The 25515-nt window shown below is 72.0% G+C and carries 19 protein-coding genes; 7 read left to right on the top strand and 12 right to left on the bottom strand.

The window, feature by feature from the left end; translation table 11 throughout:
• The first annotated feature begins 412 nt into the window (after positions 1 to 412).
• Positions 413 to 2659, top strand: a complete 2247-nt coding sequence (locus ACIPTO_RS03945) for an MMPL family transporter (RefSeq protein ID WP_366312076.1) — start codon at positions 413 to 415, stop codon at positions 2657 to 2659.
• Between the two features lie 132 nt (positions 2660 to 2791).
• On the opposite strand, the gene ACIPTO_RS03950 is transcribed toward ACIPTO_RS03945, so the two are convergent.
• Positions 2792 to 3553: an SDR family oxidoreductase gene (locus ACIPTO_RS03950; RefSeq protein ID WP_401189284.1), complete on the bottom strand. Its 762-nt coding sequence runs from the start codon at positions 3551 to 3553 to the stop codon at positions 2792 to 2794.
• A 187-nt stretch (positions 3554 to 3740) separates the two neighbouring features.
• Here ACIPTO_RS03950 and ACIPTO_RS03955 point away from each other — a divergent pair, with 187 nt between their 5' ends.
• Positions 3741 to 4631 carry a helix-turn-helix transcriptional regulator gene (locus tag ACIPTO_RS03955; protein ID WP_401189286.1) on the top strand — a complete coding sequence of 297 codons (891 nt, stop codon included), beginning with the start codon at positions 3741 to 3743 and terminating at the stop codon, positions 4629 to 4631.
• A gap of 38 nt (positions 4632 to 4669) precedes the next feature.
• Here ACIPTO_RS03955 and ACIPTO_RS03960 read toward each other — a convergent pair whose 3' ends face one another.
• From ACIPTO_RS03960 to ACIPTO_RS03970, 3 genes are read right to left on the bottom strand one after another with little or no spacing between them, the layout of a single operon-like run.
• Positions 4670 to 5956 (bottom strand): ABC transporter substrate-binding protein, encoded by a 1287-nt coding sequence (locus ACIPTO_RS03960; protein ID WP_401189288.1) that lies wholly within the window; start codon positions 5954 to 5956, stop codon positions 4670 to 4672.
• Positions 5956 to 6789 carry a carbohydrate ABC transporter permease gene (locus tag ACIPTO_RS03965; protein ID WP_401189290.1) on the bottom strand — a complete coding sequence of 278 codons (834 nt, stop codon included), beginning with the start codon at positions 6787 to 6789 and terminating at the stop codon, positions 5956 to 5958. The genes ACIPTO_RS03960 and ACIPTO_RS03965 overlap by 1 nt, the downstream gene beginning before the upstream one ends.
• On the bottom strand, positions 6786 to 7721 hold the full coding sequence (locus ACIPTO_RS03970; protein WP_401189292.1) for a carbohydrate ABC transporter permease: 936 nt from the start codon (positions 7719 to 7721) through the stop codon (positions 6786 to 6788). The genes ACIPTO_RS03965 and ACIPTO_RS03970 overlap by 4 nt, the downstream gene beginning before the upstream one ends.
• Before the next feature lie 183 nt (positions 7722 to 7904).
• On the opposite strand from ACIPTO_RS03970, the gene ACIPTO_RS03975 reads away from it, so the two are divergent.
• A complete protein-coding gene (locus ACIPTO_RS03975; RefSeq protein ID WP_401189294.1) occupies positions 7905 to 8768 on the top strand; it encodes a phosphotransferase enzyme family protein in 864 nt (287 codons plus the stop codon).
• Positions 8769 to 8905: 137 nt separating this feature from the next.
• Here the strand turns inward: ACIPTO_RS03975 and ACIPTO_RS03980 are convergent, their stop codons facing one another.
• The 4 genes from ACIPTO_RS03980 to ACIPTO_RS03995 all read right to left on the bottom strand — a co-directional run bounded on the left by ACIPTO_RS03980 (position 8906) and on the right by ACIPTO_RS03995 (position 13270).
• Complete coding sequence (locus ACIPTO_RS03980) at positions 8906 to 9628, bottom strand: 3'-5' exonuclease (protein WP_366312090.1); 723 nt, start codon at positions 9626 to 9628, stop codon at positions 8906 to 8908.
• A gap of 110 nt (positions 9629 to 9738) precedes the next feature.
• Positions 9739 to 10980, bottom strand: coding sequence for an SAV2148 family HEPN domain-containing protein (locus ACIPTO_RS03985; RefSeq protein WP_366312092.1), 1242 nt, complete (start codon positions 10978 to 10980; stop codon positions 9739 to 9741).
• Between the two features lie 104 nt (positions 10981 to 11084).
• Positions 11085 to 12401 carry a copper amine oxidase gene (locus tag ACIPTO_RS03990; RefSeq protein WP_366312094.1) on the bottom strand — a complete coding sequence of 439 codons (1317 nt, stop codon included), beginning with the start codon at positions 12399 to 12401 and terminating at the stop codon, positions 11085 to 11087.
• Positions 12402 to 12460: 59 nt separating this feature from the next.
• On the bottom strand, positions 12461 to 13270 hold the full coding sequence (locus ACIPTO_RS03995) for a Tat pathway signal sequence domain protein (protein ID WP_366312096.1): 810 nt from the start codon (positions 13268 to 13270) through the stop codon (positions 12461 to 12463).
• Between the two features lie 197 nt (positions 13271 to 13467).
• Between ACIPTO_RS03995 and glgX the strand changes: the two genes are divergently transcribed.
• A complete protein-coding gene (gene glgX, locus ACIPTO_RS04000) occupies positions 13468 to 15585 on the top strand; it encodes a glycogen debranching protein GlgX (RefSeq protein WP_366312098.1) in 2118 nt (705 codons plus the stop codon).
• Between the two features lie 77 nt (positions 15586 to 15662).
• The gene (treY, locus tag ACIPTO_RS04005) at positions 15663 to 18020 is read left to right on the top strand and encodes a malto-oligosyltrehalose synthase (RefSeq protein WP_401189296.1); all 2358 of its coding nucleotides are present in this window, start codon (positions 15663 to 15665) and stop codon (positions 18018 to 18020) included.
• Here treY and ACIPTO_RS04010 read toward each other — a convergent pair.
• On the bottom strand, positions 18017 to 19111 hold the full coding sequence (locus tag ACIPTO_RS04010) for a cytochrome P450 (RefSeq protein WP_401189297.1): 1095 nt from the start codon (positions 19109 to 19111) through the stop codon (positions 18017 to 18019). The two genes, treY and ACIPTO_RS04010, sit on opposite strands and share 4 nt — an antisense overlap.
• A 433-nt stretch (positions 19112 to 19544) precedes the next feature.
• Between ACIPTO_RS04010 and ACIPTO_RS04015 the strand changes: the two genes are divergently transcribed.
• The gene (locus ACIPTO_RS04015) at positions 19545 to 20837 is read left to right on the top strand and encodes a M14 family zinc carboxypeptidase (RefSeq protein ID WP_401189299.1); all 1293 of its coding nucleotides are present in this window, start codon (positions 19545 to 19547) and stop codon (positions 20835 to 20837) included.
• A 42-nt stretch (positions 20838 to 20879) separates the two neighbouring features.
• Here the strand turns inward: ACIPTO_RS04015 and ACIPTO_RS04020 are convergent, their stop codons facing one another.
• The 3 genes from ACIPTO_RS04020 to ACIPTO_RS04030 form a co-directional block, all read right to left on the bottom strand.
• Positions 20880 to 21365 carry an SSI family serine proteinase inhibitor gene (locus ACIPTO_RS04020; RefSeq protein ID WP_401189300.1) on the bottom strand — a complete coding sequence of 162 codons (486 nt, stop codon included), beginning with the start codon at positions 21363 to 21365 and terminating at the stop codon, positions 20880 to 20882.
• Positions 21362 to 22843: a M14 family zinc carboxypeptidase gene (locus tag ACIPTO_RS04025; RefSeq protein ID WP_401189698.1), complete on the bottom strand. Its 1482-nt coding sequence runs from the start codon at positions 22841 to 22843 to the stop codon at positions 21362 to 21364. The genes ACIPTO_RS04020 and ACIPTO_RS04025 overlap by 4 nt, the downstream gene beginning before the upstream one ends.
• 193 nt (positions 22844 to 23036) lie before the next feature.
• Positions 23037 to 23588 (bottom strand): FHA domain-containing protein, encoded by a 552-nt coding sequence (locus ACIPTO_RS04030; RefSeq protein WP_401189302.1) that lies wholly within the window; start codon positions 23586 to 23588, stop codon positions 23037 to 23039.
• Between the two features lie 173 nt (positions 23589 to 23761).
• Here ACIPTO_RS04030 and treZ point away from each other — a divergent pair, with 173 nt between their 5' ends.
• A complete protein-coding gene (gene treZ, locus ACIPTO_RS04035) occupies positions 23762 to 25507 on the top strand; it encodes a malto-oligosyltrehalose trehalohydrolase (RefSeq protein WP_401189304.1) in 1746 nt (581 codons plus the stop codon).
• Positions 25508 to 25515: the final 8 nt, after the last annotated feature.

Here is a 25515-nt window from a genome sequence, read left to right on the forward strand (position 1 = left end):
CGGACACCATAAAGCGGCCTTCGTGCCCCGTGGGGGTGGGCACGACGGCCGCTTCAGGAGTGCGGGTGCGCGGAAACTCTCGCGGATGAGGTGGGCCGGGATCAACACGTACACGCCCACCGACAGGCAGCTGTGACTTGTTCAACAAGGTTTCGTAATGACAAAGCGGGTCCGGGCCGACGGATCGGACACCGCCTCTCCTGCCGCACCCTGATCACCACCCCCGAGCCGACCGGATAGATGTAGGGGGCCGCCGTCCTCCCCAGTGCGGAGGGCCCGCGGTCCGTCGGGAGGAGCCGGGCGCCCGGTACTTCACCGGTGAGCACGAGGGGACGTTCTTATTCCGCGCATACCTTCGAACCATGAGGTGGCGGCAGGGGGTCGGCACCGTGCACGAGGGGGCAAGCCCGTCATGGGGAACGGAGATTCGCGGGTACGGGGGCTCGCCGCCCGGGCCGGCGGCTGGAGCGCCCGGCACCGCTGGGCCGCGGTCGGCATCTGGGTGCTGTTCGTGGTGCTGTCGATGGGGATCGGCTCGGCCGCGGGCCGCGTCGACGTCAACGAGAGCGACCAGCTGAAGGGCGAGACCCACACCGCCGCGACGATCATCGACGACGCGGGGATCAAGGAACCGGCCAGTGAGACCGTCCTGATCCAGTCGAAGGACGCGTCGGTCACGGCCACGGACAGTGAGTTCCGCACCGCGGTCACCGCCGTGGTCAAGGCCGTCGAGGGGACGGGCCGGGTCACGGACGTGTCCTCCCCGTACGACACGAGGACGATCTCGAAGGACGGCCGCAGCGCGCTCGTCCAGTTCGACATGCGCGGCGACGCGGACACCGCGGGCGACCGGGTGGCACCGGTGCTGAAGGCCGTCGCCGGGGTGCAGAAGGACCACGGCTCGCTGCGGATCGAGGAGATCGGCGGCGCCAGCATGGCGAAGCAGTACGACGACGCCTTCGGCAACGACTTCCAGAAGGCCGAGTACTCCGCCGTGCCCGTCGCCTTCGGCATCCTGCTGATCGCCTTCGGCGCGCTGGTCGCGGCCCTGCTGCCGGTGGCGCTGGCCATCACCGCGATCATCGCGACGATGGGTCTGATGGGCCTCGTCAGCCATGTGCAGCCGATGAGCGACACCGCCAACTCCGTGATGCTGCTGGTGGGGTTGGCCGTCGGTGTCGACTACTGCCTGTTCTATCTGCGCCGCGAACGCGAGGAGCGCGAGGCCGGCCGTGACGCCGGGGCCGCGCTGCGCATCGCCGCCGCGACCAGTGGCCGCGCGATCATCGTCTCGGGTGTCACGGTGTGCGTGGCGATGGCGGGCATGCTGTTCACCGGGCTCGCCGAGTTCGAGGCGATGGGCCTCGCCTCGCTGATGGTCGTCGCGGTCGCCATGGTCGGCTCGGTGACCGTACTGCCCGCGCTGCTCTCGCTGCTGGGCGAGCGGGTCGAGAAGGGCCGCATCCCGTTCCTGCGCCGGCGCAGCCGCCGGGGCAACGGGGAGAGCCGGTTCTGGACCGCCGTCCTCAAGGGCGTGCTCGCCAGGCCCCTGGTCTCCGTCCTGGTCGCGACCTGCGCGCTGCTCGCCGTCGCCGCTCCCGCGATCGGCATGAAGACCCAGAACCTCACGCTGGACCAGGAGTTCGGCAACTCCCTGCCGATCGTGGGCACGTACAACCGCGTCAACGACGCCTTCCCCGGCGGCTCCGAGCCGGCCGAGGTGGTCGTCAAGGCCAAGGACATCAACGCACCCGACGTGAAGCAGGCGTTGGCCGACTTCAAGGCGCGGGCGGTCAGTTCGGGCGCCTCGCGCGGCCCGGTCGACATCAAGCTGCACGACGGTCAGAACGTCGCCTTCGTCTACGTCCCGCTCGTCGGCGGCTCCGACCAGGACAAGGCGGCCAAGAGCCTGGAGAAACTGCGCGACGACGTACGGCCCGCCACCCTCGGCAAGGTCGACGGCGTGCAGGCACCGATCACCGGGAACGTCGCGGGATCGAAGGACTTCAACGACCAACTCCTGGGCTCCGTGGTGCCGGTGTTCGCGTTCGTGGTGGTCTTCGCCTTCCTGCTGATGCTGCTCTCGTTCCGCTCGCTGACGGTCGCGATCACCTCGATCGCCCTCAACCTCCTTTCCGTGGGCGCCGCTTACGGCATCCTCGTCGCCGTGTTCCAACACGGCTGGGGCGCCTCGCTGGTGGGCGCGGAGGGGGTCGGCGCGATCGTCACCTGGCTGCCGCTGTTCCTCTTCGTCATCCTGTTCGGGCTGTCGATGGACTACCACGTGTTCGTCGTCTCCCGGATCCGCGAGGCACGGCTGCGCGGCCGTACGACACGGGAGGCGATCCAGCACGGGGTGGTCACCACGGCCGGTGTCGTCACCAGTGCCGCGGTCATCATGGTCGCCGTGTTCGCGATCTTCGGGACGCTGTCCATGCAGTCGATGAAGCAGATGGGCGTCGGCCTCGCGGCGGCGGTCCTCATCGACGCCACGGTCATCCGGGGTGTCCTGCTCCCCGCGGTGATGGCCCTGCTCGGCGAGCGCAACTGGTACCTGCCGAAGTGGCTCCACCGCCTCCCCGACCTCACGCACGACGAGTCGTCGGAGGAGATCGCACCGCCCGCGGTGACCGGCGGGGGCGAGCCCGTCCGGGTCTGACTCCCCTCGGCCCAGGGCCTGTTGACGGGTGTGGAGAGGTGCGCCGAGTCGCCCGACTCGGCGGACCTTCCGGTGTCCGCCCCTCGGCCGCGCGGGGGCGACGAGCGCGGAGGCCGTCGGCGGCGACGGACGTCAGCCGTCGCGGCCGGGGAGCATGGCGAGCGCCTGGGAGCGCTGCGCGACGAGGTCGTCGTAGGTGCCGTCGCGCTCGGCCCAGCGGTGCATGAGGACGCCCCGCACGAGCACCTCGTGCGGGGTGGGGTTCTCCGCCAGCAGCTGCATGACCTCGGTCGCGAAGTCGTCGAGGGGCAGCGCGTGCGGGTTCACCTTCTCCTGGCCCGCCGCGGCGACGGCCGGCGGGACCAGCTCGACGACGTCGACACCGGTGCCGTCGAGCTGCGCCCGCAGTGCCTCCGAGTAGGCGTGCACCCCGGCCTTCGAGGCGGCGTAGCCGGGCATGGGCGGGAACGGCAGGAAGGCGATCCCGGAGGTGACGGTGACGAAGGTGCCGGCGCCCCGCCCGACCAGGTGGGGAGTGAAGGCGTCGACGACTCGGACGGTGCCGAGCAGGTTGGTGTCGATCATCGTCCGCGCCGCCTCGAAGTGCGCGGGGTCGCGCAGGTCCTCCATGAGCATGACCCCCGACATGGTCACCACGGTGTCCAGACCGGGGTAGCGGTCGAGCACGGCATCACGAGCGGCCGCGACGGAGGCGCCGTCCGTGACATCGATGCCGAACGTGCCGAACCCCTCCCCGGCGAGTTCCGAGAGCGCCCGCGGGCTACGGCCGCCGACGGCCACGGTGCTGCCGGCCGCGGCGAACCGGCGGGCCAGCTCCCGTCCGATGCCCGAGGTGCCGCCGACGACGAGAACGGTGCGGTTGGAGAGATCCACGGGATCTTCCCTTCAGGTGAGGGCGCCGACGGCGTGCGGGCCCGGCGCGGACAGCGAGGTTCCCCGTCCCTCCCGGAACGGTGTCACCGCAGTCTCGGCGGCAGGCGTCCGGTGCGGCAGGGCCCCCGTCCTCCCTGGTCCTGACAGGGCCCCCGCTGAACCGCGCGCACCGGATTACGGTGTGGTCATGAAGGACGAGGAATCCGGCAACCGGCTCGGCGGCTATCTGCGTGCCCGGCGTGAGCTGGTCTCCCCCGCGCAGGCGGGAATCCCGTCCGGCGGCAACCGCCGGGTGCCCGGTCTGCGCCGCGAGGAGGTCGCCCTGCTCGCCGGGATCAGCCCCGACTACTACCTGCGCCTGGAACGGGGCCGCGACAAGAACCCCTCGCCCCAGGTGCTCGCGTCACTCGCGCGGGTGCTGCGGCTCGACGACGTCGAGCGGACGTATCTGCTCGGCCTCGCGGCGGCACGGCCGCGTGCGCCGCGCCGCATGCGGCCGGAGCACGTGCCGGCGCGGGTGCACGAGTTGCTCGCGCAGCTGCCGATCCCCGCGCTCGTCGAAGGGCGCGCGTTCGACGTCCTGGCCTCCAACCCCCTGGCCGTCGCGCTCTCCCCGCGGCTGCGGCCCGGCCACAACCGGCTGCGGTCCCTCCTCCTCGATCCCGAGGAGCAGGCCTTCCAGCAGGACTGGACGAAAGCCACCGCCGATTTCGTCGCCGCCCTGCGCACCACCGTCGGGGACGACACCGACAACCCCCGGTTCGTCGAACTCGTCGGAGAACTCGCGCTGTCCAGCCATCGGTTCCGCACCCTGTGGGCCCGCCACGACGTCCGCGGTCTCGACGGCGGCACGACCACCGTCCACCACCCGGTCGTCGGTGACCTGCGCCTCCACCGCGACAAGCTTCCCGTCGACGACGTCATCCTCGTCGTCTACTACCCCGACAGGAACAGCGACAGCGACGAGAGACTGCGCCTCCTCGCCGCACTCGCCCACACCGACACCGCCGACACCGCCGACACCGCCGACACCGCCGACACCGTGCCGGACGGACCGGCGGACACCCACCGTTCCTGACTCCGGACTCCGGGGAGGTGTCAGACTCCGGGAAGGTGTCAGCGCTGGTATCGCGCCAGGACCAGGTTGCCGTCCCTCTCCAGACGCCGGCGCAGCTCGGTGAGCGTGATCCCTCCGCTGTAGTACTCCTGGAAGGCCGGAGTGGCCACCTTGTCCTTCCACTCGGGATAGCCGCGTACCGACTGGGCGGGGGCCGGGACCAGGTCGGCGGCCAGTGCGGTGCCGGTGGACCAGTCGTTCTTCGCGGTGCGGAGGGCCGGGGACCGCAGGGCCTGGGTGGCGGTGGGGAGCATCCAGTCGCCGAGGGCCAGGCGGACCATGTTCCCGGGCCGGAGGAGGAAGGCGATGAACTCGGCGGCTTCCTTCTTGTGGGGGCTGTCCTGAGCGATGGAGAGGGTCTGCGGGCTGACGCCCTGGGTGAGGCCGTCGGCGCCCGCGGGGGCGGGCAGGACCTGCCAGTCGAAGCCCTTGGGGGCCTGCTGGACGATCTGCTGGCGGTAGGAGAAGCCGAGCGGGATCATCGCGTACCGGCCGCCGAAGAAGCCGGGCAGCGTGTCCGAGCCGCCGCTGCCGAGGGTGGTGGGCGAGGCGCTGTGGTCGATGCCGGCCTGGTCGTGGATCGTGCGGGGGACGACCTGGTCGCCCTTGCCGAAGCGGACGGTCACCTTGCCGTCCGCGCCCCGGTGGAACATCGCGCCGCCCGCCGACAGGGAGAGGTTGAGCGTCGCGGACACCGGCTCCTTGAGCGGCCAGGCCACGCCGTACCTGCCGTGACCGCTGAGCCGCCGGGTGATGTCCCTGAACTCGGTCCAGGTCCACGGGTGTTCGGGCGTCGGGATGCGTACCCGCGCCTTCCTCAGCCAGGTGGCGTTGGCGATCAGCACCCGGGGCTCCTGGAGGAACGGGACGCCGTAGACGCCGTTCCCGAACGTCGCCGTGTCCCAACTGCGCTGCGGGATCTCCGACTTGAGGCGGGCGGGGAGCAGGTCGCGGAGGTCGGCGAGGTAGCCGCCGTAGGCGAAGTCCGCGAGGTCGTCGGAGGCGTCGTGGATGATGTCGGGGGCCTCGCCGCCCTCGAAGGAGGTGAGGAGCTGGTCGTGGACGCTGTCCCAACTGCCCTGCACGTACTCGACCTTGATGTCGGGATGGGTGGTGTTCCACTCCTTCACCAGTTCCCTGTTGGCGGTGACGGACTCGTCCTGCCAGGCCAGGGACTGGAAGCGGAGGGTGATCCGGCCGTCCCCGGAGGTGCCCGCGTCACCGGTGCAGCCGGTGAGGAGCAGGGTCAGGGCGAAGGCGAGGGCGAGGAGCCGACGGGTCCGCATCAGCTCTTCACCGCCCCGGTCACCATGCCGCCGGTGATGCGGCGTTGGATCAGGGCGAAGACGAGGAGCGAGGGCAGGGTCGCGAGAAACGCGGCGGCGGCCAGCGGGCCGAGGTCGGCCACGCCCTCGGCGCCGATGAAGTGGGTGAGGACGACCGGGAGGGTCTGTTTCTCCGGGGTCTTGAGCAGGACCAGGGCGAAGAAGAACTCGTTCCACGCGGTGACGAAGGCGAACAGCGCCGTCGCCACGATGCCCGGCGCGAGCAGCGGTGCGGTGACCGACACCAGCGTCCGCACCCTGCCCGCGCCGTCGACGGCCGCCGCCTCCTCCAACTCCGCGGGCACCGCCCGGACATAGCCGACGAGCATCCACAGCGCGAACGGCAGCGACCACACCACGTAGACGAGGACAAGCCCGGCCAGGGAGTCGATCAGCCGCAGGTTCTTCAGCACCAGGAACAGCGGGATGATCACCAGCACGAACGGGAACGCCTGGCTGACCACCACCCACCCGGTCGCGGCCCGCGCGAGCGCTGTGCGGCGCCGGGCCACGACCCATGCCATCGGGGTCGCGATCACCACGGCGATCAGCGCGGCCCCGAGCGCGGCCAGCAGCGAGTTCGACGCGGCGTGCAGCAGCGGCTGTTCGTCGAAGGCCTGGCGGAAGTTGTCGAGCGTGGGGTGCCGGGGGATCCAGGTGGGGTGCAGACTGCCCAGCTCGCGCGGGGACTTGAAGGCGGTGGAGATCAGCCAGAGGAGCGGGAAGCCGAGGAAGACGAGATAGGCGAGCAGGGCGGCGTACTGTCCGGCACGGGCTCCGGCGCTGGTCCTCATGTCGTGTCCCCTCCCCCGATACGGCCCACCAGGAAGACGGCCAGAAGCACCGAGATCACCGCGACCATCACGCATCCCATCGCCGCCGCGTAGCCGAACTGGCCGTAGCGGAAGGCCTCTTCGTAGGCGAAGAGCATGGGCAGCCGGGTCCGGCCGCCGGGTCCGCCGTTGGTCAGGACGTAGACCAGGGCGAACGAGTTGACGTTCCAGATCAGGTTGAGGGCGGTGATCGCCAGTGCCACCGGTCTGAGGGCGGGCCAGGTGACCGTGCGGAAGCGGCGCCAGGCTCCGGCGCCGTCGACGGCCGCCGCCTCATGGAGTTCGCGCGGGGTGTTCTGGAGTCCGGCGAGGAGGGCGACCGTGGTCTGGGGCATGCCGGCCCAGACGCCGACGACGATCACGGCGGGCAGCGCGGTCGTCAGACTGCTCAGCCAGTCCCGGCCGTCGCCGAGACCGAGGTCGTGCAGGGTCTCGTTGAGGATGCCCGCGTCCGGGTTGTAGACGATGCGCCACATGATGCCGACGACGACCTCGGGCATCGCCCACGGGACGATCGCCAGCGCCCGCGCGAGCCAGCGCAGCCGCAGGTCCTGGTCGAGGAGGAGGGCGAGGCCGAGGGCGAGCAGGAACTGCGGCACGGTCACGCCGACCGCCCACACCAGGCCGATCCGGAACGACTCCCAGAACAGCGTGTCGTGCAGCAGGTCCCGGAAGTTGAGACCGCCGATCCACTGAGTGGGCGCGGTGCGGCCCGACTGGGAGTCGGTGAAGGCCAGCAGGACGCCGTAGAGGAGGGGGCCGACGCTGAGCACGAGGATCGGGATCAGGGCGGGCAGCACCAGGAACCAGGCCGCGTGGTCGGGTGCGCGGCTGCGGCGGTCCCGGTGCGGGGCGCGGCTCGACGGCCTCCTCGCCTCCGTCACCGATGTCATGGAATCAGCCCCTTTGCGCGGCCCGGTCGGGCCCCGTCATGGTCGTGAACACGTCGTACCGCGTCAAGGCACCTCGCACGCCGTCCCACCTGTACGAATGCGACACTGGCCGTCGGATGGCGGGAACCCGACGCCGTCCGCACACGCACAGACACCGGCGCGGGGATCACACGGAGGCGGACGATGGACGAGGCACGGGCCCGGGACGTACTGGCCGCGGCGGACGTGCTGCCGGATGGGGCTCGGGACGCCCGGCTCCTGGCCCTCGGCGAGAACGCCGTGTTCGCCGCCGGTGACCTGGTCGTCAAGGTCGGCCGCGACGCCGAACTCCTCGGCCGGGCGCGGCGCGAGCTGGATGTCGCGCGGTGGCTGGCCGATTCGGGGGTGCCCGCGGTGCGGGCCGCCGAGCCGCAGGCGCGCCTGGTCGAAGGACACCCGGTGACGGTGTGGCACCGGTTGGCCGATTCCGTACGTCCCGCCGACGCCCGGGATCTGGCCGGACTGCTACGCCTCGTCCACGCCCTCCCCGCCCCCTCGTTCGGCCTGCCGCCCCGTGAGTTGCTGGGCGGTGTGGAGCGGTGGCTGCGTCTGGCCGGTGACGCGATCGATCCGGCGGACGCGGCGTATCTGCGCGAGCGGCGGGACGGGTTCGCGGCGGCCGCCGCCGCGCTCACGCCCCGGTTGCGGCCGGGGCCGATCCACGGTGACGCGCTGCCCCGCAATGTCCATGTCGGGCCGGACGGGCCGGTGCTGGTCGATCTGGAGACCTTCTCCTCGGATCTGCGTGAGCACGACCTGGTGGTGATGGCGCTCTCGCGTGACCGGTACGCGTTCCCCGCCCGGGACTATGACGCGTTCGTCGAGGCGTACGGGTGGGATGTGCGGGAGTGGGACGGGTGCGGGGTGCTGCGCGGGGCGCGGGAGACGGCCAGCTGTGCCTGGGTTGCTCAGCACGCGCCGAGCAACCCCGAGGCGCTGGTCGAGTTCCGGCGGCGGGTGGGGTCGTTGCGGGACGGGGACGAGACGGTGCGGTGGTATCCGTTCTGAGCGCCTGACGAAGGGGGTCGGCTGGTGTCTGTCGGGCGGCTGCGGGTCCGTTGCGGCTGGTCGCGCCGTTCCCCGCACCCCTTTGGGGCGCTGGCCCCTGGGGTGCCGGCCCCTGAGGTGCTTTCGGCGGGGGTCGGTCAGACCGGTTCGTCCGCCAGTTCGCGGAGTGGCCAGTCGCCGTCCACCACCGCGTCCTGGTCGCCCTTGCGGCGCAGGAAGCTCTGGAAGTCGGCCGCCCATTCCGCGTACCACTCGATCTGGCGGCGGTGCAGGTCCGCGGGGCCGAGGGCGGCGACCTTGGGATGGCGGTCGGCTATCGCGCCGGCCAGGCGGGCGGCGGCGAGGGCGTCGGCCGAGGCGTCGTGGGCGGAGTCGAGGACCACGCCGTACTCCTGGCAGACCGCCTCGAGGTTGCGCTTGCCCCGGCGGTAGCGGTCGACGGAGCGGTCGATCGTGTACGGGTCGATGACCGGGGCGGGATCGGTGCCGCCCAGCCGGTCGCGCAGGGACGGCAGTCCGTGCCGGCGCAGCTCCGCGGAGAGCAGGGTGAGGTCGAAGGCCGCGTTGTACGCGACGACCGGGACGCCCGTCTTCCAGTACGTCACGAGGACGTCGGCGATCGCGTCGGCGACCTGGTCGGCGGGGCGGCCCTCGGTGGTGGCCCGTTCGTTCGTGATGCCGTGCACCGCGACGGCGTCCGCCGGGATCTCCACGCCCGGATCCGCCAGCCACTCCTTGCGGCCTATCGGGCGTCCGCCTCTGACCTCGATGACCGCGCCCGTGACGATGCGCGCCTCGCGCGGCTCGGTCCCCGTCGTCTCCAGGTCGAAGCCGATGAGCAGCTCCTGGTGCCAGGCCATGACGGCCCCCCTTCTCGGTGGTGCTTTCCCCCAGTGGTCTCCACGATCGCATGAGCCACTGACAATCCGATGACCGCGTTCCGCTTACCGCCCGGACGGGTCAGGGACAGTCAGGACACCGGCCGCGAATCCGCCCACATCTGCTCGAACTCATCGCGATAGGTGGGGAAAAGCGCGCTGTCATCCGTTTCGTCCGACTTGACCAGTCGGCTGCCGTTCCGCAGCACCAGCACCGGCGCCTCCATGCCGCGGCTGCGGCGCAGATAGGACTGCACGACGGCGATGCCGTCCGAGCCGTCGCCGTCGACCAGGTACGCCGTGAAGCGGGGCGTCTCGTCGAAGACCTGGATCTCGAAGGCGTCCGGGTCGCGCAGCCGGGAGCGGACCCGCCGCATGTGCAGGATGTTCATCTCGACGGCGCGGCTCAACTCGCCGCGCTTGAGGCCGAGTTCGCGCTCGCGCCGTTTGACCGCGCTGGAGGCGGGGTTGAGGAACAGCAGCCGCACCCGGCAGCCCGACTCGGCGAGCCGGACCAGCCGGCGGCCGGAGAAGTTCTGCACGAGGAGGTTGAGGCCGATGCCGATGGCGTCGACGCGGCGGGCCCCGCCGAAGATGTCCTCGGCCGGGAACTGCCGCATGAGGCGCACCCGGTCGGGGTGCACGGCGACCACGTCGGCGAAGCGGTCGCCGATGAGCTCCTCGACGGCGTCGACGGGCAGCCGCCGCGCCGAGGGCACGTCGCTGCCCGCGCCGAGGGTCTCCAGGAGTTTCGCGGAGGCCCGCTCGGCCTGGTTGAGGACGGCCTCGGACAGGGCGCGGTTGCGGGAGACGACATTACGAGTCACCTCCAGCTCGTCCAGGGCCAGTTCGACGTCACGGCGCTCGTCGAAGTACGGCTCGAAGCACGGCCAGTGCTGCACCATCAGCTCGCGCAGCTGCGGCAGGGTCAGGAAGCTGAGGACGTTGTCGTCGGCCGGGTCCAGCAAGTAGCCCTTGCGGCGGCTGACTTCGCGGACGGCGACCGCGCGCTGCACCCACTCCTGGCCGGCCGGCCCGGCCGCGGCGACCACCCACTCGTCGCCGTGGACGGGTTCGTAGATGGGACGCAGCACAGCGGCCACGACCGCGCGCAGCCGCTGTTCGACGAGGTTCAGCCAGATGTAGGCGCGGCCGGCTCGCTGGGCGCGTGTGCGCACCTCGCGCCAGGCGTCGGCGTCCCAGTCCAACTCCGGCCCAATGGAACCAGCCGCGTCCATCGGACGTGCCAGGGACACCGCGCCGGGCGGGACTTCTGCGGAGTTCCCCTCGTGACCCTCGTCACCAGGGGGCAACTCCAGCCCTCCCGAGCCCACCCGTGCACCGCCTTCCGCTCCCCCGAGCTCTCCCCAGTCTCAACGATCAAGGAAGGGTACTCCGGGACCGGTCGGCGGTGCAGCCGGATGGACAGGGTCGTTTCTCAACTTCCGCCGAGCACATTGCCGTTCTGGTTGGCGAGCGCGGCCGGAGTGAGCGGATTCATGGCGGTGACGTCGCGCGGGGCGATCGAGAATCCCTGCCAGTGGACCGGCATCGGCTGCTGGTCCTCGTCCCGGGCGATGTGGTGGAAGCCGACGTTCACCCAGACCACGGGCTGGGTGAGGGTCTGGCCGTTGACCCACTTGTCGACCGACTTCGGATGCCCCGCACCGCAGTTGGGCAGGTTGTCGCTGGCGAACTGCTCGCACTTGTTGTACTGGGTGAAGTACACGTCGTGCTGGGTGAAGCTGCGGCCCGGGTACTTGGTGCTGGGGCCGGGGACTATCTCGTAGGACCGGGCGTGGTTGTCCTTGTTCTTGCCGGTCGCGCTGACGATGCGCCACCAGCGCATGTTCTTGGCGTCGCCCGCGAGTTCCTTGGTGACCTTGGTCAACGTGGTCTTGTTCGTCGGGGTGTTGGCCCCGTGCGTGGTGACCTTGGAGTCGTACTGCTCGACCCGGCCCTTGGAGGAGCCGTCGAGCGCGAAGTCCAACTTCCAGAAGACGTCGTGCTGGTGGCTCGTCGCGTATGCCTTGGCGCCCTTGCCGAGCGGCCAGCCGCGGCCGTCGCCGGCGTCGTAGTCGTAGGGCGAGAGGCTGCCGGTGGCGCCGACGTTCATGTTGATGGTGCCGTCGTCCTGGAAGCGCCACTCGGTGATGTACTCGTACCAGCCGACCTGGTTGACCGTGTAGACGAGGAAGTCCTTGCCCTGGGTCTGGAAGACCTTGTTGGCGGTGTCGCCCTGCATGCGGAAGGCGTGGCCGCGTGAACGGGTGGTCGTGCAGAGGCCCTTGACGTTCGGGTGGGCCGGGTCGAAGGCGTCGGGGACCTTGACGGTCTTGATGGTGCCGCCGGGGCACTCGCCGGGCGCCATGTTCATCAGGCCCGTACCGAAGCCGTACTGGGTGAGGTCGCTGTACTCGTTCTTGCCGTCGTCGTACGGGACGTGGATCTGGGCGAGTTTGGCGTCGGCGAGCACCTTGATGGGCGTGGCCTGGCCGGGCGGCTGGTAGGAGATGTTCTCCAGGACGAGGCCGGCCTCGCGCTCGTAGTGCCAGCACATCCGCCAGGTGGTGCCGGTGGAGAGCTTCTGCTCGATGGTGTAGGCGGCGCTGCAGCCGGGAACGGCGGCGCTCGGGGCGGCCTTCGGCTGGGCCACGGCCGGACCCGCGCCCGCGGTGGCACCGGCGGCCAGGGCGGCGACCGCGAGAGCGACGGCTCCCCGCCTGCGGGCACGGCTGATTCTGTTGACGCGCATGAAGAGGTGACTCCCTTACAGGAGAAGCAAGTTGGGACGGTGGACGAAGGACGGACGGCTCAGCCGGTGAGCTTGCCGACCGTGCGGGCGCTCAGGTCGATGACGAAGTCGCGGGCGTCGATCCACGGCCCGTTCTTGACCTTCGGGAACAGCCGTACGCAGCGGTGCTCGCCGCACTTGTCGAGGTCGCCCGACTGCCTGCCCGGAGTGGCCTTGTAGATCATGGCGGTCAGCAACAGCTGGTCGGGCGAGGTGAGTTGGTTGCCCGTGGCGTCCTTGTAGTCCGCCTTCAGGCCCGCGCCCAGCGGGCTGGCGAGCAGGAGTTCGGCGGCTTCGACGTCCTCGGCGTTGCTCGCCGGGGGCTGCACTCCGTGCTGGGTGCCGGTCTGTTCGACCTTGCCGGTGTCGAGGTTGACGGTCTTGGTGACGACCGAGTCGTCCTTGTAGTCGTAGAACGTCACGTCCGCGCGGCGCGGCGCGTTCGGGTTGTCCAGCTCGCTCGGCTCGGGGTCGGCGAGTTCGACGTCGAGGCGTTGCGGGCCGCGCTTCCCGTCCACGTTCTTCATGGAGTTGAACAGCTGCTGGTTCACCGCTATCTGCTCGACGCGCTTGGTCTCGTCGTCGGTCAGCGGGTCGCGGCCCTTGCCCTTCTCGCCCTCGGCGGGGACCTGCTGGACCACTCCGGGTGCCGCGCCGAGCGTGTCCCCGGCCTGCTGCCCGGCCGATCCGGCGGCCTGTCCGGTGCCGCCCGACTCGTCCGCCCCCGCCGTGCCCGGCAGGGTCACGGCGACCATCACGGCGGTCCCGGCGACCGCTATGGCCGCACCGGCCACCACTTTGCCCAGGTGGCGGTGCACTGTCCTTCGCACATTTCCCCCTACTCCCCCTGGGTCCTCCCCGGACCGTCGGGAGCGGTGTCTGTCCTGCTCGGTTCGGGATACGGCATCCGTCGTATCCACCGGTCATTTGGTAAGAGGGACGTAAGTCATAGGTGGTTCCCTCACTTTCGGGGAGACTCATGCCCAAGGCGCCCCGGTGGCGGGGCCCGGCTGAAAGAGTCGTGACCATGCAGGTCTGGCCTGGAGAGGCGTATCCACTCGGTGCCACGTACGACGGCGCCGGCACCAACTTCGCGGTCTTCACCGAGGCCGCGGACCGAGTAGAGCTGTGTCTGCTGCACGACGACGGCTCGGAGACGGCGGTGGAACTGCGGGAGAGCGACGCGTTCGTGCGGCACGCGTACGTGCCCGGCATCATGCCCGGGCAGCGGTACGGCTTCCGCGTGCACGGACCGTACGCGCCCGAGCGCGGGCAGCGGTGCAACTCCGCGAAGCTGCTGCTCGACCCGTACGCGAAGGCGGTCAGCGGATCGATCGCCTGGGGCGAGGAGGTGTACGGCTACCACTTCGACGCGCCCGACGAGCGCAACGACATGGACTCGGCGCCGCACACCATGACGTCGGTCGTGGTCAACCCGTACTTCGACTGGGGCGACGACCGGCTGCCCCGGCGCGGCTACCACGAGACCGTCCTCTACGAGGCCCACGTCAAGGGCCTGACGATGCTGCACCCGGGGCTGCCGGACGAACTGCGCGGCACCTACGCGGCGCTCGCGCATCCGGCGGTCATCGAGCACCTGGTGGAGCTGGGCGTGACGGCCCTGGAGCTGATGCCGGTGCATCAGTTCGTGAACGACCACCGGCTGGTCGACATGGGGCTGAACAACTACTGGGGCTACAACACGATCGGTTTCTTCGCCCCGCACAACGCGTACGCCTCCTGGGGCGACCGCGGCCAGCAGGTCCTGGAGTTCAAGTCCGCGGTACGGGCGCTGCACGAGGCCGGTATCGAGGTCATCCTGGACGTCGTCTACAACCACACCGCCGAGGGCAACCACCTGGGGCCGACGCTGTCCTTCAAGGGCCTCGACAACCCGTCGTACTACCGGCTGACAGAAGACCCCCGCTACTACATGGACACCACGGGGACGGGCAACTCGCTGCTCATGCGGTCCCCGCACGTGCTCCAGCTGATCATGGACTCGCTGCGCTACTGGGTCACCGAGATGCACGTCGACGGCTTCCGCTTCGACCTGGCGGCCACCCTGGCCCGGCAGTTCCACGAGGTGGACCGGCTGTCGTCGTTCTTCGACCTGGTGCAGCAGGACCCGGTCGTCTCCCAGGTGAAGCTGATCGCGGAGCCCTGGGACGTCGGCGAGGGCGGCTACCAGGTGGGTAACTTCCCGCCGCTGTGGACGGAGTGGAACGGCAAGTACCGCGACACCGTGCGGGACATGTGGCGGGGCGAGGGCCGGGCGCTCGCGGAGTTCGCGTCCCGGCTGACCGGCTCGTCCGACCTCTACCAGGACGACGGCCGCCGTCCCCTGGCGTCCATCAACTTCGTGACCTGCCATGACGGGTTCACGCTGCACGACCTGGTGTCGTACAACGACAAACGCAACCAGGCCAACGGCGAGGACAACCGGGACGGCGAGAGCCACAACCGGTCCTGGAACTGCGGGGCCGAGGGCGAGACCGACGACCCCGCCGTCCTGGAGCTGCGCGCCCGCCAGATGCGCAACTTCGTCGCCACGCTGCTGCTGTCCCAGGGCGTACCGATGATCAGTCACGGGGATGAGTTCGCGCGCACCCAGGGAGGCAACAACAACGCCTACTGCCAGGACAGCGAGCTGGCGTGGGTCACGTGGCCCGAGGGCGAGTCCGAACCGGCGGGGCTGGCGGCCTTCACGCGCGCGTTGGTGTGGCTGCGCAAGGAGCATCCGGTGTTCCGGCGCCGGCGGTTCTTCCACGGGCGGCCCGTCGAGGGCACCCACGACGAGCTGTCGGACATCGCCTGGTTCACCCCGGAGGGCAAGGAGATGACCCAGCGGGACTGGGACTCGGCGCAGGCGTCCGCGCTGTCGGTGTTCCTGAACGGCAACGCCATCTCGGAGCCCGGTCAGCGCGGGGAGCGGATCGCCGACGACTCCTTCCTGATGATGTTCAACGCCTCCCCGGAGACGCTGGAATTCGTCGTGCCGGTCAATCACGGCCGTCAGTGGGAGGTGGTCGTGGACACGGGCCGCCCCGAGGGGGTGCCCGCGGGCACGGGCGCGAAGGTGAAGGCCGGGGACCGGCTGACGCTGGTGGACCGCAGCATGACCGTGCTGCAACGGCCCACCTAGGAGGCGGGTCGGCCGATCAGAGCACCGGATGCGGGGTCGATGACACGAAAGACGGCCGGGCGGGTACGTAGGTCTGCATGACACCTGAGCGACCCGACCCGGCAGTGCCCACAGCCACCTACCGGCTGCAGCTGCAGCCCGAGTTCCCGTTCTCGGCGGCAGCCGCGGCCGTGCCGTACCTGGCGTCGCTCGGCGTCTCGCACCTGCACCTGTCCCCCGTCCTCGAGTCCGTCCCGGGCTCCACGCACGGCTACGACGTCGTCGACCACGCACGCGTGCGGGACGAACTCGGGGGCGAGGACGGGCTGCGGGCCCTCGCGCGCACCGCGCGGGAGCACGGTCTCGGCCTCGTGGTGGACATCGTGCCCAACCACATGGCGATGTCCCCGCGCCACAACCACGCCCTGTGGGAGGTCCTCCGGGAGGGCCCCAAGTCGCCGTACGCGCGCTGGTTCGACATCGACTGGGAGGCCGGGGGCGGGCAGGTGCTGCTGCCGGTGCTGGGCGGTCCCGTCGGCGGCGAGCTGGAGCACCTGCAGGTCGACGGTGACGTGCTGCGCTACTACGACCACGTCTTCCCGCTGCGCGAGGGCACCGCGGAGCTGCCGCTGCCGCGGCTCCTGGACGCGCAGTGGTACCGCCCCGTGTGGTGGCGGCTGGCCCGCACCGAACTCAACTACCGGCGCTTCTTCAGCATTTCGGAGCTGATCGGGGTGCGCGTCGAGGACCCGGAGGTCTTCGACGCCACGCACGCGAAGATCCTGGAGCTGCTGCGCGAGGGCGTCGTCGACGGGCTGCGCGTCGACCACCCCGACGGCCTCGCCGACCCCGACGGCTACCTCGCGCGGCTGCACGAGGCCACCGGGGGCCGCTGGACGGTCGTGGAGAAGATCCTCGCGGACGGGGAGCACCTGCCGGCGTCCTGGCCCGTCGCGGGCACCACGGGCTACGACGCCCTCCGCCAGGTCGACGGGCTGTTCACGGACCCGGCGGGCGTGGGCGAGCTGCTGGGCCAGTACCGGCGGTTCGCGGCCCCGCAGACCGACCGCGGCGGCCAGTGGGAGGCGACGGTGCGGCGGGCGGCGTACAAGGTGCTCACGCACGAGCTGGTCGCCGAGACGGACCGGCTGACCCGGGTCGCGGTGCGGCTGTGCGCCGCCTCCCCGGAGCCGGCGCTGCGCGACCGGGCCCCCTGGGCGCTGCGGACCGCGCTGCTGGAGCTGCTGGTCCGCCTGGAGGTGTACCGGCCCTACACCTCGGGGGACACCGCCGCCGTCGTCACCGAGGAGGCGGCGGCCGAGGCCCGGCAGGCGTTCGTCGTCCCGGAGGAGGCGGGTGCCGTCGACGTCGTACGGGAGCTGCTGCTGGGGGGTTACGGGGACGGGCCCGACCAGGTCGAGTTCCGGACGCGGTTCGCGCAGACCGCGTCCGCGCTGCGGGCCAAGTCCGTGGAGGACACGGCCTTCTACCGGTATGTGCCGCTGCTGTCGGCGACCGAGGTCGGCGGGAACCCGGGCAGCCCGGCGGTGTCCCCGGAGGACTTCCACGCGTTCTGCGCGCGCGTGCAGCGCGACTGGCCCGCCACGGGCACGGTGCTGTCGACCCACGACACCAAGCGCAGCGCCGATGTACGGGCCGCGCTGGCCGTGCTCACCGAGGTGCCGGAGCGGTGGGCGGACGTGCTGACCGAGGTGACCCGCGGCGGCGAGGGCGTGCCGGACGCCCAACTGGCGTGGGCGGCCTGGCAGACGGTGTTCGGGCTCGGCCCCGCGGACGCGGAGCGCGTCCAGGAGGCCCTGCTGAAGCATGTGCGCGAGGCGGGCCTGTACACGAGCTGGACGGAGCAGGAGCCGCCGTACGAGGAGGCGGTGGCGGCGTTCGTCGCCGCGGGCCCGTGCGGTGCTCCGGGCGAGCGGGTGGCCGCCTTCCGCACGGCACTTGAGGAGCACATCCGGGCCACCATGCTGAGTGCCGCCCTGGTCCAGCTGACGATGCCCGGCGTACCGGACCTCTATCAGGGCACGGAGACCGAGTACCGGGCGCTGGTCGACCCGGACAACCGCCGCCCGGTGCCGTTCCCGCCGCCGCGTCCCGGGGACAAGGGCGCGCTGACGGCCGCCGCGCTCCGGTTGCGGGCCGGGCGGCCCGAGGTGTTCGGCGACTCGGCGACGTACACCCCGCTGTCGGCGGAGGGTCCGGCGGCGGCGCACTGTGTGGCGTTCGCGCGTTCCGGGAGCGTGGTCACGGCGGTGACCCGGCTGTCGTCGCGGCTCGCGGAGGCGGGCGGCTGGCGGGACACGGTGCTGCCGCTGCCGCCGGGGCGATGGGCCGATGTGCTGGCTCCGGAGCGGGAGTTCACGGGGCACGCACGCGTGGCGGACCTTTTCGGGTCGTCGCCCGCGGTGCTGCTGGAGCGGGTGGGCGACGGCGACTAGCGGGTGCGGACGCCGAGGATCTTGGGCGAACGCCGGACCAGGTCCTCAGGCGCCGCCTGGACGCCCTCTGCGCGGCGCAGGCCCGGCAGGGCGGCCAGGAGCGCCCGCAGGCCGTGTTCGGCCGTGAGACGGGCGAGGAGGGCCTCGGCGGAGGCGTGGCGCCCGGTGCCGTGGGCGAGCGGGGCGGGGTCGGGGCGGAACGCGTCGTAGCGGTCGGGGTCGGTGAAGCGTTCCGGGTCGCGGCCCGCGGCGCCGAGGAGGCAGGCGACGGTGGCTCCGGCCGGGATCGCGCCCACGGGCTCGACGGCCCGGCGCCGCACGATGTGCAGCGGCGGGTCACGGCGCAGCGACTCCGCCCAGGCGCCGGCCGTGAGGTCGGGCCGATCGCGGAGCACCGCCAGCTGCCGCGGGTGGTCGAGGAGGTTGGCGAGGAAGGACGCCAGCGCCCGCGCGGTGGTCTCGCCCGCCGCGCCGAGCAGCGTGCCCAACAGTCCTGTGACGGCCTCGTCGGTCCGCCCGGCGCACAGCACCGAGAGCAGGTCGCCGCCCGGGTGGGCGCGGCGCCGAGCGGTCAACGGGCGCAGGAAGACGCCCAGTTCGGTGTGGCCGCCCCCGGAGGGGCCGAGCCCCGTACGGCACCAGCAGTGCACACGCGCGGTCTCCTCGTACGGCAGTCCGAGCGCCGCCACGACCGTCGCGGTGGGCAGCCAGTCGCAGAACTCGGCCACCAGGTCGGCCTCTTCACGGGCCGCGAGCCGGCGGGCGAGGACATGGGCACCGCGTTCGACGGCGGCGGTCAGCGCGGCCGACGCGGGCCCGGCCAGTGCCTGTTCGAGGCGCTGATCGGCCTCCGACGTCCCCTCGCCGGGCAGAGGGACGAGACGGGGGTCGGCGAGCGCGGCGCGGACGTCGTCGTAGCGGCTGACGAGCCAGGCGCCGAAGGGCTCGTCGTAGACCAGGGGGTGGTGCGTGCGGAGGGTGCGGTAGAGCGGGTACGGGTCCCGTACGGCCGTCCGCAGGCTCGGCGGGGCCGCTGGGCGGGCCGGGGTGCCCGCGGTCCGCGCGACGAGGACGTCCGTGAGACACAGCACCGCCGTCCGCTCCCGTGGGTCGTCGCTCCGCCGCGTACCGCCCAGGGGGCACACGGCCGGTCGTCCGCGCGATGCGATGGGTCCACGCGGCTGCCTCCAGCCGACCACCGCACCGCGCGGGGCGCAGCTCCCGTAGGGCCGTTCGGGTGAGGCGGACCGGGGGTGTGCGCTGACAGGGGCGTGCGGTGACGGGGACGGCGTGAGGAGGTCCCGGTGCGGGGGCACGCGCGTGTGCCCCGGTGGGCGTCACGGGCAGTGCACACCGGGCCCGCGCGGCCCCCGGAGAACCCCGGCCCCCTGCTGGCACCCACGCCCTTACCGGCTGTCGGTAAATGCGCCTGGGCGCCCCCGGTAGCCTCCCCCGCGGTCTCCTTGACAGTTCCCAGAGGCCGTGGGGTACTGCGGATGCGAAACCGGGGCGGACTAGTCGGGGGTGAGTCTCCTGCCGGAATTGCGGTACCTCAGTGTGACCGAACTGATCTCGTCCGCAAGGGCGTTGGCCGCGCATCGGCCGGGCCTGTGCGCCCTGAGGCAGGTGGGGGTCTCGCGCGCGGGCAGACCGCTGCAGCTGCTGTCCGTGGGGCACGCCCGGCGCGCCGTCCTGGTGGTCGCGGGCGCCCACGCCAATGAGCCGACCGGCGGCTCCACTCTCCTCGCCCTGGCCGAACGGGTCTTGGCGGAACGGGAGTTGAGGTGGGACACGTCCTGGCACTTTCTGCTCTGCGCGGATCCGGACGGGGCGAGCCTGCATGTGACGCCGGCGCCGAGGAGTCTGTTCGACTACCACCTGGGGTTCTTCCGTCCGGCCGGGCCCGAGCAGCCGGAGTGGTCGCCGTCCGTGCTGCCGCCCGACCGGCTGCCGCCCGAGACGCGGGCGCTGACCCGGGTGATCGACGAGCTGCGGCCCTACCTCCAGGTGACGCTGCACGGGACCGATCTGGGCGGCTCCTGGGTGCAGTTGACGAAGGACATACCGGGGCTGGCCGAGCCGTTCGCCAAGTCGGCGGCCGAGCTGCACATACCGGTGGAGACGGGCGCATCCGACGCGGCGGGCTGGCCCGCGTCGGGGCCCGGGGTGCATGTGATGCCGGCGCCCGGTTCGGACGTGGCCTACCCGAGCATGCCGGACGATGCACGGCACAGCACCTGGTTCCACGCGCACCGGTACGGCGGCCTCACGGCGGTCGTGGAGGTCCCGATGTGGGCCAGCGACCTGGTGGACGACCCGGCGCAGCATCCGGCCCCCGCGGCGGCGATACAGCGGATCGCACGCCGCCTGCTGCGGGACGGGCTGGAGGTGGAGCGGGTGCTCACCGAGGCGCTGCCGCGGCTCCCTGGGGTCGACGGGCCGCTGCTGCGGGCCGCGAAGTGGGCCCTGGAGCTGGTGCCGGGCCTCGCGGCGGACTGGACGCACACCGAGCCCGCCGGCACGACGATGGCGTACGTGGGCAGCGTGGACGCGTTCGGACGCCGGCTGCCGCTGCGGGCCGCGGCGATGCTGCTGCGGGTCCTGCGGGAGACCGACGACCGCGCGGCGCCCCTGCTGGAGCACCTCGTGGCGTCCTGGAGCGACGCCTTCGAGGAACGCTTCCGGGCCCGCTGGGTGCCCCTGGAGAACCAGGTCGAGCACCAGGCCCGCACGGTCGTGGCGGCAGCGCTGCACGCGCGCGAGAGCGCGGGCGGGTTCGACGACGTCTCCCGTGCGCGTGCCCGACGCTCGGCCTGACCCCGCCCAGCCTGCCCCGGCCCGGCCCGGTCCGGCCGCGCCTCAGCCGTCCAGCGCGAAGACGTCTCCCGTGCGTGCCGCCATGGAGCACGCGTTGGAGAACGTCCTGCTGTAGTCGACCGGGCGTCCCTGCCACTCCCCGCGCGCGTGGGCGGTCACCGGGGCGTAGATCATCGGGCAGAAGGCGCTCCTGGCCGGGAGCGCGTCGATGTCGCCGTCCGCCGCGGCCAGTTCGGTGCAGGCGTCGGCCGCGTGGGCGTGCCCCTGGGGCGGGTCGCACAGCAGCAGGGTCCCGCGCGTGTCGCTGGACCGGTTGTCGCCGCGGGTGACGGTGAGGTAGAGCCAGTCGCCGCGGACACCGTGGTGGGGTGCGGTCGCCCGGGCCGGTGCCTGCCCGGCGAGGAGCACGAGGGCCGCCGCGAGCAGGGCACTCCGCAGAGCGGTGGCTTTCCTGGTGCGGGTCTTGAGGAGGCCAGTTTCGGCGATGGGGGTCTTCGGGGTGTGCGGCCCGGAGGTGGTGTGCGTCATTCCCGGTGCATCGGCACCGCGGTCTCCGTACCCCACCCCTGCTCACCCGAACGGGAACCCATGGGGGCGTGCCGGTGGGCCAGTTCGAACGCGCTGAGCACCACGCGCGACTGGTACTCGACCTGGCGTGCGACCGAGATCCAGCGCGCCCCGCAGCCGTCGCGGTAGTCGGCGCACCACTGGTCGATCAGCCGGTCCAACTCAGGGAGGACTCCGGCCTGATCGCGCCCTGAGGCGACGACGAGCTGGTAGAGCAGTCCCGCCGTGCGCAGCGCCAGCCGTCGGCCGGAGATCCGCAGGGCCGTCAGATGCGCGGTGTCGAGGGGCGGGAGCGGGCGGGCGGAGCCGGTGTCGACATCGGGGTCCCACGCGTCGGCGAGGCCGGGGCAGACCAGTAAATAGTCGTCGACCGGTGCGAGCAGCCGTGCGGCCTCGGACAGGACGAGGGTCCGCGGCCGCGCGCCGGGCACGGTGGACGGTGGCACCAGTCCACCGGTCCTCGCGAGTCCGCCCGGCTCCAGGCCCGCCCTGGAGAGTCCTCCCGGCTCCGCGCCGCTCACGACGAACGGCCGTATTCGCGCGAGGAGTTGTTCCAGGATGCGGGTGTCGTGGCGCAGGGTGCGGCTCACGGTGCGGAGGAACGCGTCCGCGTCGGCGGGCCGGGTGCCGTCCTCGACGCCGGCCACGCCCCACATGGGCGCCTCGACGACCGCGGTGACGGTGCCGTACCGGTGCGGGTGGTACCAGGTCGACTCGACGGCGGCCTCGGTGATGGCGGCGGCCAGGTCGCCCGGGCGCGGCGGCGGTATCCGGTAGACGGCGGGGCCGAGGCTCGGCCAGTACAGCGTGTCGTACGGCCCGAGTTCGCGCGGGACGGCGAGGCGGGCCGCGGTGTGGGCGACGCGGCGGGCGAGGCCGGGGAGGTCGTGGGTGAGTTCCACGAAGCCGCCGCCGACGTCGACGCCGTGAAGGGAGCACTGGAGGAACGGCCGCAGTTCGTCCTGGACCGCCAACAGGGCCCGCGTCTCCGGGAGTCGGGCCCCGGCCGCGCCGTCCGGGAGCCACTCGGGCTGCTCCAGGAAGCCGGGCCGGAAGAAGTTCCGGAAGTACCGGCCGAGGCTGTACGGGCCGGACAGCCAGCCCTCGTTGCGGCGCGAGCCGTCGGGGTCGAGGCACAGCAGCAGGTTCCAGGTGGCGTCGGCGCCCTCGGTCAACCGGGGGTCGGCCAGGACCCGTTCGGCCAGTCGCAGCACCGTCGCGCCGCCCACGGGCTCGTTGGCGTGCGGTCCGGCGACCACGAGTGCCTGACGGCTGCCGTGGCCCACGGAGAGCAGCCACAGGGGCGTACCGGCCCGGGAGGTCCCTACGCGGCGCAGCCGGGCGTCCCGGGGGTGGCGGGCGACGAGCGCGGCGGCCTGGGCGCCCAACTCGTCCACGGACGGGTAGCGGAGGAGTGGCGGCAGGGTGCACCTCCACAGATCTGGTGCCGTCGGTTCACCTGGTGTGCATGGTGTACGCACAGTCAGTCACGGCCTACGGGGTACGTCAACACCGCGGCGCACACCGGGATTTCACGCCCACCAAGATCGCCACATCGGGTAATGCCCAGGCCAGAGGTGAGGTGGAGGTGAGGCGGAGACGCGGTCGGCCGTCGCCGGACGGCGTCCGGGCTCAGGCGACGGCGAGCCGGAACGCCATCCGTCCGAAGCCGATCTGGTCGCCCTCCCGGACCACGGCCGCCCCGATGACCCGCCGGCCGTTGACCGTCGTGCCGTTGGTCGAACCGAGGTCGCGCAGCACCCACATGCCGCCCTGGCGGCTGAGTTCGGCGTGCACCCGGGACACCGTCTCGTGGGTCAGGCGCAGTCCGTTGGCGGGGTCGCGGCCGATGCGCAGCGGATGTCCGTTGCCCGGGTGGGGCAGCAGCAGCTTGGGCAGCCGCTCGGCCTGCCAGGCCCTGCGCAGCCGCACGGTGAAGCCGGAGACGGCCTCCACGCTGCCGAACAGCAGCCTGGAGAGGCGGCTTTCGGTGGGCAGGTCGGCGGTGAGCAGCGCGAGGTCCTCGGACCGGCGGGCGGCGAGCGCCAGCTCCATGCGCCGGATGAACGTGTCGTGCGACAGCCTGCCCATGGCGACACCGTCATGAAGGACCTTGAGCGCCTTGTCGCGCTCCGCGTCGGACAGCCGCGCGGGGTACGTGTGGAACTCGAAGGACGACGTCACGTTCGTGATTGTCGGGCAGTGAACCCCGGGTGTCCAGAAGAAGCGGAAACGGCCCGCACGCGCGCGAACCTGACGACACCTGCGCCAAAGGGGTGGATTCAAAAGCGGATTGATCTCGTTTGACGCACGATGGACGGGCTACATCCCGGTGAGCAGACGAAGGGGAACCGTCCGTGCAGTTCGAGGTGTGGGCACCAGAGGCAGACCGAGTGACGCTCCATTGCGAGGGCGCCACGCGCGCGTTGGAGCGCGATCCCGAGCGCGCGGGATGGTGGCGCGGGGAGGCGGAGGCGGGCGACGGCTCGCGGTACGGGTTCGCGGTGGACGACGGCCCGCCGCTGCCCGACCCGCGCTCGCGCCGGCAGCCGGACGGACCGGACGGGTTGAGCGCGGTCGTCGACCACGAGCGGTACACCTGGCGGGCATCCTGGCCCGGACGCCCGCTTCCCGGAGCGGTCCTCTACGAGCTGCACGTCGGCACGTACACGCCCGAGGGCACCCTGGACGCGGCGGCCGACCGGCTCGGCCATCTCGTCGAACTGGGCATCACACACGTCGAGTTGATGCCCCTGTGCCCTTTCCCCGGCCGCAACGGCTGGGGCTACGAGGGCGTCTCCCTGTGGGCCGTGCACGAGCCCTACGGCGGCCCCGAGGGACTCAAGCGGTTCGTCGACCGGGCCCACGAACTGGGCCTGGGCGTCGTGCTCGACGTCGTGCACAACCACCTCGGCCCGTCCGGGAACTACCTCCCCGCGTTCGGCCCCTACTTCACGGACACGCACCACACGCCCTGGGGCAGCGCCGTCAACCTGGACGCGCCCGGCTCCGACGAGGTCCGCGCGTTCCTGCTGGGCAGCGCGCTGGCCTGGCTGCGCGAGTACCGGATCGACGGGCTGCGGCTGGACGCGGTGCACGCGCTGCAGGACACGCGCGCGTGCCACTTCCTGGAGGAACTGTCGTCCGCCGTCGACGCGTTGGCCGCCGAGACGGACCGGCCGCTGTTCCTGGTCGCCGAGTCGGACCTGAACGACCCGCGCCTGGTGACCCCACGCGCGGAGGGCGGCCTCGGGCTGCACGCACAGTGGAACGACGACTTCCACCACGCCCTGCACACCGCGGTGACCGGTGAGTCGCAGGGCTACTACGCGGACTTCGCGCGGGCCCCGCTCTCCGCCGTCGCCAAGACGCTGACGGGCGGCTACTTCCACGACGGCACCTATTCGAGCTTCCGGGACCGTCATCACGGCCGCCGTCTGGACCGCACGCGCGTGGCCGCCCACCGCTTGCTCGGCTACAGCCAGACCCACGACCAGATCGGCAACCGCGCCCAGGGGGACCGCCTTTCGGCCTCCCTCTCCCCCGGCCTGCTGGCCTGCGCCGCCGCGCTGACCCTGACCGGGCCCTTCACCCCGATGCTGTTCATGGGCGAGGAGTGGGCCGCGGGCACGCCCTGGCAGTTCTTCACCGACCACACCGACCCGGACCTCGCGGAGGCCGTACGGCGGGGCAGGCGGCGGGAGTTCACGTCGCACGGCTGGGCCGAGGAGGACGTGCCCGACCCGCAGGACCCGGCGACCCGCGACCGCTCGTGCCTCGACTGGACGGAACCGCGGAGCGAGCCCCACGCGCGCGTACTGGCCTGGTACCGGCGGCTCATCGCACTCCGCCACCAGGAGCCCGACCTCACCGACCCCGACCTCACCGACACGAAGGTCGCCTACGACGAGGACGCCCGCTGGCTCGCGCTGCGCCGCGGCGACGTCCGCGTCGCCGTCAACCTCGGCAAGGAACCCGCCGAGATCCCCTTGGGCACACGCCAGGCGGAGATCCTGGCCGCGTGGGAGCCGGTGGAGGCGCCGGGCGCGGACGGCTTGCTGCGGGTGCCCGGGGAGTCGTGCGTGGTGCTGGCGCAGGGGTGACGTAATCG

The sequence above is a fragment of the Streptomyces sp. NPDC090083 genome (assembly GCF_044747445.1).
Lineage (GTDB): Bacteria > Actinomycetota > Actinomycetes > Streptomycetales > Streptomycetaceae > Streptomyces.

Coding starts and splice junctions, on each gene's coding strand:
- glgX (WP_366312098.1), top strand. CDS start 13,468: ATGCAGGTCTGGCCTGGAGAGGCGTATCCACTCGGTGCCACGTACGAC.
- ACIPTO_RS04020 (WP_401189300.1), bottom strand. CDS start 21,365: ATGACGCACACCACCTCCGGGCCGCACACCCCGAAGACCCCCATCGCC.
- ACIPTO_RS03955 (WP_401189286.1), top strand. CDS start 3,741: ATGAAGGACGAGGAATCCGGCAACCGGCTCGGCGGCTATCTGCGTGCC.
- ACIPTO_RS03980 (WP_366312090.1), bottom strand. CDS start 9,628: ATGGCCTGGCACCAGGAGCTGCTCATCGGCTTCGACCTGGAGACGACG.
- ACIPTO_RS03945 (WP_366312076.1), top strand. CDS start 413: ATGGGGAACGGAGATTCGCGGGTACGGGGGCTCGCCGCCCGGGCCGGC.
- treY (WP_401189296.1), top strand. CDS start 15,663: ATGACACCTGAGCGACCCGACCCGGCAGTGCCCACAGCCACCTACCGG.
- ACIPTO_RS03970 (WP_401189292.1), bottom strand. CDS start 7,721: ATGACATCGGTGACGGAGGCGAGGAGGCCGTCGAGCCGCGCCCCGCAC.
- ACIPTO_RS03965 (WP_401189290.1), bottom strand. CDS start 6,789: ATGAGGACCAGCGCCGGAGCCCGTGCCGGACAGTACGCCGCCCTGCTC.
- ACIPTO_RS03990 (WP_366312094.1), bottom strand. CDS start 12,401: ATGCGCGTCAACAGAATCAGCCGTGCCCGCAGGCGGGGAGCCGTCGCT.
- ACIPTO_RS03960 (WP_401189288.1), bottom strand. CDS start 5,956: ATGCGGACCCGTCGGCTCCTCGCCCTCGCCTTCGCCCTGACCCTGCTC.
- ACIPTO_RS03975 (WP_401189294.1), top strand. CDS start 7,905: ATGGACGAGGCACGGGCCCGGGACGTACTGGCCGCGGCGGACGTGCTG.